The organism is Pseudomonas sp. 51_B, from assembly GCF_017491595.1.
Classification (GTDB): domain Bacteria; phylum Pseudomonadota; class Gammaproteobacteria; order Pseudomonadales; family Pseudomonadaceae; genus Aquipseudomonas; species Aquipseudomonas promysalinigenes.
This window is the reverse complement of the sequence record NZ_JAFGYW010000011.1, coordinates 137843-145632: the sequence shown is the minus strand read 5'-3', so window position 1 is coordinate 145632 and position 7790 is coordinate 137843. Positions and strand designations below refer to the sequence as shown.

At 58.7% G+C, this 7790-nt stretch carries 8 protein-coding genes; all 8 read right to left on the bottom strand.

Going from position 1 to position 7790, the window contains the following annotated elements; translation table 11 throughout:
• Positions 1-284 precede the first annotated feature (284 nt).
• Positions 285-896 (bottom strand): protein-methionine-sulfoxide reductase heme-binding subunit MsrQ, encoded by a 612-nt coding sequence (msrQ, locus tag J5M56_RS14420; RefSeq protein WP_186478833.1) that lies wholly within the window; start codon positions 894-896, stop codon positions 285-287.
• Positions 896-1909 (bottom strand): protein-methionine-sulfoxide reductase catalytic subunit MsrP, encoded by a 1014-nt coding sequence (msrP, locus tag J5M56_RS14415; protein ID WP_207937192.1) that lies wholly within the window; start codon positions 1907-1909, stop codon positions 896-898. Before msrP ends, msrQ begins: the two co-directional genes overlap by 1 nt.
• A 79-nt stretch (positions 1910-1988) precedes the next feature.
• Positions 1989-2831 (bottom strand): CDP-diacylglycerol--serine O-phosphatidyltransferase, encoded by an 843-nt coding sequence (pssA, locus tag J5M56_RS14410; RefSeq protein WP_060478608.1) that lies wholly within the window; start codon positions 2829-2831, stop codon positions 1989-1991.
• Positions 2832-2981: 150 nt separating this feature from the next.
• Positions 2982-3998 (bottom strand): ketol-acid reductoisomerase, encoded by a 1017-nt coding sequence (ilvC, locus tag J5M56_RS14405; RefSeq protein WP_054885606.1) that lies wholly within the window; start codon positions 3996-3998, stop codon positions 2982-2984.
• Between the two features lie 56 nt (positions 3999-4054).
• Positions 4055-4546 carry an acetolactate synthase small subunit gene (gene ilvN / locus J5M56_RS14400; protein WP_003250040.1) on the bottom strand — a complete coding sequence of 164 codons (492 nt, stop codon included), beginning with the start codon at positions 4544-4546 and terminating at the stop codon, positions 4055-4057.
• Position 4547: 1 nt separating this feature from the next.
• Positions 4548-6272, bottom strand: a complete 1725-nt coding sequence (locus tag J5M56_RS14395; RefSeq protein WP_060478654.1) for an acetolactate synthase 3 large subunit — start codon at positions 6270-6272, stop codon at positions 4548-4550.
• Positions 6273-6686: 414 nt separating this feature from the next.
• Positions 6687-7013 carry a YqcC family protein gene (locus tag J5M56_RS14390; RefSeq protein WP_060478655.1) on the bottom strand — a complete coding sequence of 109 codons (327 nt, stop codon included), beginning with the start codon at positions 7011-7013 and terminating at the stop codon, positions 6687-6689.
• Positions 7013-7789 carry a tetratricopeptide repeat protein gene (locus tag J5M56_RS14385; protein WP_186478835.1) on the bottom strand — a complete coding sequence of 259 codons (777 nt, stop codon included), beginning with the start codon at positions 7787-7789 and terminating at the stop codon, positions 7013-7015. The genes J5M56_RS14390 and J5M56_RS14385 overlap by 1 nt, the downstream gene beginning before the upstream one ends.
• Position 7790: the final 1 nt, after the last annotated feature.

Sequence of the window (7790 nt, the reverse complement as noted above, 5' to 3'; positions counted from 1 at the left end):
ACTCGTTTAGCTTCAAACACTTGACTCGCTGCGATCTCTCGTAGCGGGAGGCGAATCATACAGCGTTTAAAACCGCTGTCAACCTTCATCTCCACCGCTATCGATCAGTCGACCGAAGCGCTTCCAACTTCGCCCGAACTAATTAACTCGTTGAATCTCAAGGAGTTTTTCGTTCCGATGTCGCTGGAAGTGGGGCGCATTATAAGGGGATTCGAAAGCACGTCAACCTTTAATTTCATTAATTTGAAATATTCCACATGCAGAGCATTAGGCCCTCTCAAACCTCAAACCGCCCTTCCCTGCCGCCGAGCAACCCTGGGGAGCCAGCGCGAAACCGTGGGCACCCGTAATACCATCAACACCACACCAATAAATGCATAGATTGCCCACTCCCTCAGGTCTGAACGCACGATCCACAGGAAATGCAGCAACCCCAAACCGAGCACCCCATATACCAGCCTGTGCAGCTTCTTCCATCTTGCCCCCAATCGCCGCTGGCTATACCGGTTCGAGGTTACCGCCAGCACCAGCAAAACGAGAAAGCCGAGCGCACCGACGATAATGTATGGCCGCTTGCGCAGCTCTACCGCCAACTGCGCCCAATCCAACCCTAGGATGAAAAACAGGTAGGCCAGGACATGCAGCAAGATATAGGCAAAGACCCACAACCCCAGTTGCCGCCGAACCACGATCCACCCCGACCAGCCTGTCAGCTTCTGTAACGGCGTCATGCTCAAGGTGACCAGCAGGAAGACAAGCGCCCCCAACCCCAGCCGATCCATCAGGATTTTCCCAGGATCCGGCCCCAGCAGGTTCATCACCGCCGCGTACAACCACCAAGCAGGAAACAGGCACCCCACGATGAAGATGCCCAAGCGAAACAATGGGTAGCGCATCAATAATTCTTCCGCAGGTCCAGCCCGGTATACAGCGACGCCACGTCATCGGCATAGCCATTGAACATCTGGGTATCTCGCACATTGGGACTGAACAGCCCGCTGGGCAAGCGCCGCTCGCGGGCCTGGGTCCAACGTGGATGGTCGACGGTTGGGTTGACGTTGGCGTAGAAGCCATACTCATCCGGTGCCAGCCCCTGCCAGGTAGTCCCCGGCTGCTCGGCCACAAGGCTGATGCGCACGATCGACTTTATGCTCTTGAAGCCGTACTTCCATGGCACCACCAGACGCAAGGGCGCGCCATTCTGGTTGGGCAGCTCACGTCCATACATCCCGACCGCTAGAATCGCCAAGGGATGCATGGCTTCATCCAAGCGCAATCCCTCTCTGTACGGCCAGTCGATCAAGGCAAAGCCTGAACGTTGCCCAGGCATATGTTGCGGATCCTTCAGTGTCTCGAAGCGCACGTAGCGCGCTTTCGAATTCGGCTCGACCTGCTTGAGCACCTGCGCCAAAGGGAAGCCCAACCACGGTATGACCATCGACCACGCCTCAACGCAGCGCAGCCGGTAGATACGCTCTTCAAGCTGGTACGGTTTGACGAAGTCTTCCAAGGCATAGCGCCCCGGCTTGCCCACCTCGCCATCCACAACGACCGACCAAGGCTCGGTTTTCAGGCTGTCGCCATTGGCGGCCGGGTCACCCTTGTCAGGCCCGAACTCATAGAAATTGTTGTAATGCGTAGCATCTTTGAAAGGGGTGATCGCCTCGCCATCGGCCGTAACGGCCTGCCAATGAGCAGTGCCGAGCTTTTCGGTGAACCAGGCAGGCGCATTACCGGGCGCAGCATCGGCATAGCGCGACGCCTCAGCGGCGCGCGCCGCCCCAGGCAAAGCGCCCAGGGCAAGGCCGGCTAAGGAGCCACCGAGCAATCTACGACGGGAAAGGTAAATGCCTTCGGGGGTGATCTCGGCTGCCTTGCAGTCTGAAGACCTTGGAAGCTTGATGAGCATGGTCGGCTCCACAGCACTGGATGACGGATGTACCAGTAAGACTATGGAGCCGGAGGGTTATTCCAGCATTAAATAATTATCACGCCTTGCGCCGACGACCGCGCAGCAGAAACTGGATAGGGCCCGACGCCGCGTAAGCAAGGAAGATCAGCAGCAGGATGCGCGGCGGGTCGCTGAATACCACGGCAAACACCAGCACCACCGCAAGAATCGCCACGAAAGGCACGCGCCCCTTGAGGTCCAGCTCCTTGAAGCTGTTGTACTTGATGTTGCTGACCATCAACATACCGGCAGCAGCAACCAGCAAGGCCACCAGGAACGATAGCTTGGAGCCCTGGATGCCGAAGTCACTGAACGCCCAAACGGTACCGGCAACGACGCCTGCGGCAGCTGGGCTGGCAAGGCCGATGAAGTAGCGCTTGTCGGCAGTGCCGACCTGGGTATTGAAACGCGCCAGACGCAGCGCGGCACCGGCCACATAGATGAAGGCAACCATCCAGCCGATCTTGCCCATGTCAGCCAGCGCCCAACCAAAGGCCAGCAAGGCCGGGGCCACGCCGAAGGCAACCATATCCGACAGCGAGTCATATTCGGCGCCGAAGGCGCTCTGGGTATTGGTCATCCGTGCCACGCGGCCGTCGAGGCCGTCGAGCACCATGGCTACGAAGATAGCGATGGCGGCGATGGCGAAGTATTTGCTCGCCTCGCGGGGGTCGCCAGCGCTTTGCGCACTCATCGAGCTGATGATGGAATAAAAACCGGCAAACAGGTTGGCGGTGGTGAACAGATTGGGCAGCAGATAGATGCCGCGATGGCGCACCTTGCGCCCTTCGGCGTCATGCCCTTCTTCAACGTGCTCATCGACAGGTAGCAGGCTTTCGGCGTCGGAGGGCTTGTTCGGCTCTTCGGGACGTTCGCTCATGGAGGGTACCTTGCAACAGGATGGAAAATGTTCGACACGGGCCCGCGAAACAGGTTCTGACAGCGAGCCACTGGTCTGCTTTATACCAGAAGCTGACTGCCAGAACGAAAAAACGCGGCCGAAGCCGCGTTTTTCATCTTTCGATAAGACTTAGTTCTTGGTCTTGTCGACGATTTTGTTGGCCGAGATCCACGGCATCATCGAACGCAGTTGCTCGCCGATGATTTCGATGCCGTGAGCGGCGTTGTTGCGGCGCTTGGCGGTCATCGATGGGTAGTTGGTAGCGCCTTCGGAGATGAACATCTTCGCGTACTCGCCGTCCTGGATGCGCTTGAGAGCATTGCGCATGGCCTTGCGGGATTCTTCGTTGATGACTTCTGGACCGGTGACGTATTCACCGTACTCGGCGTTGTTGGAGATCGAGTAGTTCATGTTGGCGATGCCGCCTTCGTACATGAGGTCAACGATCAGCTTCAGCTCGTGCAGGCACTCGAAGTAGGCCATCTCTGGCGCGTAGCCAGCTTCGACCAGGGTTTCGAAACCGGCTTTGACCAGTTCGACGGTACCGCCGCACAGTACAGCCTGCTCACCGAACAGGTCGGTTTCAGTCTCGTCCTTGAAGGTGGTTTCGATGATGCCGGTACGGCCGCCGCCCACACCCGAAGCGTACGACAGAGCCACGTTCTTGGCGTTGCCCGAGGCGTCCTGGTAGATGGCGATCAGATCAGGAATACCGCCGCCTTTGACGAACTCGGAGCGAACGGTGTGGCCCGGAGCCTTCGGCGCGATCATGATCACGTCGAGGTCAGCACGCGGCACAACCTGGTTGTAGTGGATGGCGAAGCCGTGGGAGAAGGCCAGGGTAGCGCCCTTCTTGATGTTCGGCTCGATTTCCTGCTTGTACAGCTGGCCCTGGAACTCGTCCGGGGTCAGGATCATGACCAGGTCTGCAGCAGCGACGGCGGAGGCAACGTCGGTCACTTTCAGGCCGTGGGCTTCTGCCTTGGCAACGGTGGCCGAGCCTTTACGCAGACCGATAGTGACATCAACACCGGAGTCTTTCAGGTTGCAAGCCTGAGCGTGGCCTTGCGAGCCGTAACCGATGATGGCGACTTTCTTACCCTGGATGATGGAAAGGTCGCAGTCTTTATCGTAGAAAACTTTCATGAAAATACCCCTGGTTATATCTCGGCCCCCTGCGGAGCCATCGCTAATTTATGAATTCAGATGCTGAGCACTTTGTCGCCACGGGCAATGCCGGTAACGCCGCTGCGCACGGTTTCGAGAATCGATGCGGTGCCGATGGCCTGGATGAAGCTGTCCAGCTTGTCGCTGGTGCCGCTCAGTTGCACGGTGTACACACTGGCAGTCACATCGACGATCTGGCCACGGAAGATATCCGTGGTGCGCTTGATCTCGGCGCGCTGGGCACCGGTGGCCTTGACCTTGACCAGCATCAGTTCACGCTCGATGTGAGCGCTCTCCGACAGGTCGACAAGTTTCACCACTTCGACCAGCTTGTTCAGGTTCTTGGTGATTTGCTCGATCACCTCGTCATGGCCAACGGTGGTCAGCGTCAGACGCGACAAAGTCGGGTCTTCGGTCGGCGCCACGGTCAGGCTTTCAATGTTGTAGTTGCGCTGGGAGAACAGGCCGACCACACGGGACAGAGCACCGGGTTCGTTTTCCAGCAGCAGAGAGATGATATGCCGCATATCAGGTACGCTCCGTCTTGCTCAGCCACATGTCACGCATCGAGCCATCCTTGATCTGCATCGGATAGACGTGCTCGCTGCGGTCCACCGCGATGTCGATGAACACCAGGCGGTCCTTCATCGCAAACGCTTCTTCAAGCTTCGGCTTGAGGTCCTTGAGGCTGGTGATGCGGATGCCGACGTGGCCATAGGCCTCGGCCAGCTTGATGAAGTCAGGCAGCGACTCGACGTACGAGTGCGAGTGACGACCGTTGTAGGCCATGTCCTGCCACTGGCGGACCATGCCCAGTACACCGTTGTTCATGTTGACGATCTTCACCGGCAGGCCGTACTGCATGCAGGTGGACAGCTCCTGGATGTTCATCTGGATACTGCCCTCGCCGGTCACGCAGGCCACGTCCTGGTCCGGGAAGTTGAGCTTGATGCCCATTGCCGCAGGGAAGCCGAAGCCCATGGTGCCCAGGCCACCGGAGTTGATCCAGCGGTTTGGTTTGTTGAAGCGGTAATACTGCGCCGCGAACATCTGATGCTGGCCAACGTCGGAGGTGATGAAAGCATCACCATTGGTCACTTCGCACAGCGTCTCGATGACTTTCTGCGGCTTGATGACGTTACCGTCGCCCTTGTCGTAAGGGAACAGTTCGCCATTGCCACGCCATTCGTCGATCTGCTTCCACCAGGCATCCAATGCCGCCTTCTCAGGCTGGCCACCGATTTCCTTGAGGATGCCGAGCATTTCGCTGAGCACGCTGTCGACCGGGCCTACGATCGGCACGTCGGCCTTGATCATCTTGGAAATCGACGCTGGGTCGATATCGACATGGATGATCTTGGCGTTCGGGCAGAACTTGGCCGGGCCGTTGACCACGCGGTCATCGAAGCGCGCACCGACGGCGAAGATCACATCGGCGTTGTGCATGGCCATGTTGGCAGTGAAGCTGCCGTGCATGCCAAGCATGCCGAGGAACTGGCGATCAGTACCCGGGAAGCCACCCAGCCCCATCAGGGTGTTGGTTACGGGCAGGTTCAGCGACTTGGCGATTTCGGTCAGCGCTTCGGAGCCACCACCCAAAATCACACCACCACCGGCATAGACGATCGGGCGCTTGGCAGCCAAGAGCATTTCGGCAGCCTTGCGGATCTGACCAGAGTGGCCACGTACAGCCGGGCTGTAGGAACGCAGCTTGACCTTCTTCGGATAGACGTACTCGAACTTCTCGGCCGGGTTGGTCATATCTTTTGGAATGTCGACCACGACCGGGCCTGGGCGGCCGGATTGCGCCAGGTAGAACGCTTTCTTGAGTACCTCAGGGATCTCGGTGGGGTTCTTGATCATGAAGCTGTGCTTCACGATCGGCCGCGAGATACCGATCATGTCGGTTTCCTGGAAGGCATCGGTCCCCACCATGGTGCTGGGCACCTGGCCGGACAGGATGACCATCGGGATCGAATCCATATAGGCAGTGGCAATGCCGGTGATGGCATTGGTCGCGCCCGGGCCGGAGGTTACCAGCACCACACCGGCCTTGCCGGTGGCGCGGGCGTAGCCGTCCGCCATATGGGTTGCCGCCTGCTCGTGACGAACCAGGATGTGTTCCACTTCCGGTTCTTTGAACAGTGCGTCGTAAACATGAAGGAGAGCACCACCAGGGTACCCGTAGATGTGCTTAACGCCTTCGTCACGCAAGAAGCGGACGACCATTTCAGCGCCGGATAAAAGCTCCACGTTGATCACCTCTAAAACGCCAGAATACCGCCCCTCTGTGGACGGGTCTTAATAGGTTTACTGCCAAGCAGAGCATGAGCGAACGTCAGCACTGACTGAGCAAGTATTGGGAGCCCCCCAGAGTGTTGCGGGGGTTTCCCACCCAGCGCGAGGTAACGCGTTGCGGGGTGTAGCAGGCGGCGCGGGTATGCGCCTCATGATCTGCTTAGCGGGTCTGCTTCTGGCAGTCCCTCTAAAGCGGAATCTGGATTCTTGTGATTTGGCGCCTACAAGTCAAGAAAAATTATTGCCAATTTTCCCCCAAGTTGAATTACAGCCACCACGAAAAACCGACTCAGCAGCAGAAAAAATAAGATTTTAATAAAAAAGGGCCACAATCTGCGGCCCTTGAAGGAAAAACTGAAGAAATCAGGCTCAAGCAGCGATCAATCGATCGAATGCTGCCAACAGTCGGCGCAGCTCGCGACTTTCTTCAGGACGATCGGTGAACACGGTTTCAGCCATTACCAGAATGCTGGAAGCATTTGGCAACGGCTGCCCAAGCTCGATGATGATCTTCATGCGCGGCAGGAAGATCCATTGCAACCACTGCTCGAAACTGAGCGTATCCACCGCGAAGGGTATAGTGCTGGCCAGCGCTTCATCGCTTGGCGGCTCGTCATCCCACCAGCCCTGCACCTGCAGCTCACGCTCGATGAGCAACAGATGGTCGGCGATATCGAGAATGCGTTGCTCGACCATCATGAATTGGTCCGCGCTTTCTGTCGTGCCAGCGCAGCGCCGGCACTATCACCCTGTTTTTCGCGCGCTTGGGCAATGGTGTTCCATAGCTCGGCTTGCAGATCCGGGCGACCGTTGGCGTAGGTCAGGGCCCGGCGAGCCAGTTGCTCGGCTTGAGGCGCATCGCCTTGGGACAGGCGCACCTGAGCCAGACGGTAAAGCACCTGCGGCTCACGTGGGGCAATGCGCTGGGCACGCTCAAGGCTGGACGCTGCACCGTTGTAGTCACCACTGCCCTGCTGCGACTGGGCGGTTGTCAACAACGCCAGCACCGGACCATCCAGTTGCTCGTCGGCCGATAGACCACCAGATGGCGCGCTGCTGCGGGGGATGCCGGTCGGGGCACTGGATGCAGCTGCAGCGCTGTTCATCGAGGCGATATCGAACGGTTCGTCGGCGATCGGGTTAGGGTTGGTAGTCTGCGGCCCCGACGTCACGGGGCCTGGAGTGATCGGGCCCGTGCTGATCGGCGCCCCACCGCTGGCTGCCGGGAAGGTCTGGATACCTGCGGCGCCTGCACCTTGCGGGATCATCACGGTCACCCCGGAGTCCTCCGGCAGCGACTGCGCCTGCGCGGTGCCATTGCTCATGCCGGCAGGCGAGCGATTGGCCTGCACACGCTCACTATTGGACACCCGGGTGCTCGAGTCCACAACCGGGATGTTGCCACGCTGCACGGTCGAACAGCCCTGCAGCACCACCAGCGCCGTCACGGCAGGAAACAGCCACTTATTCAAA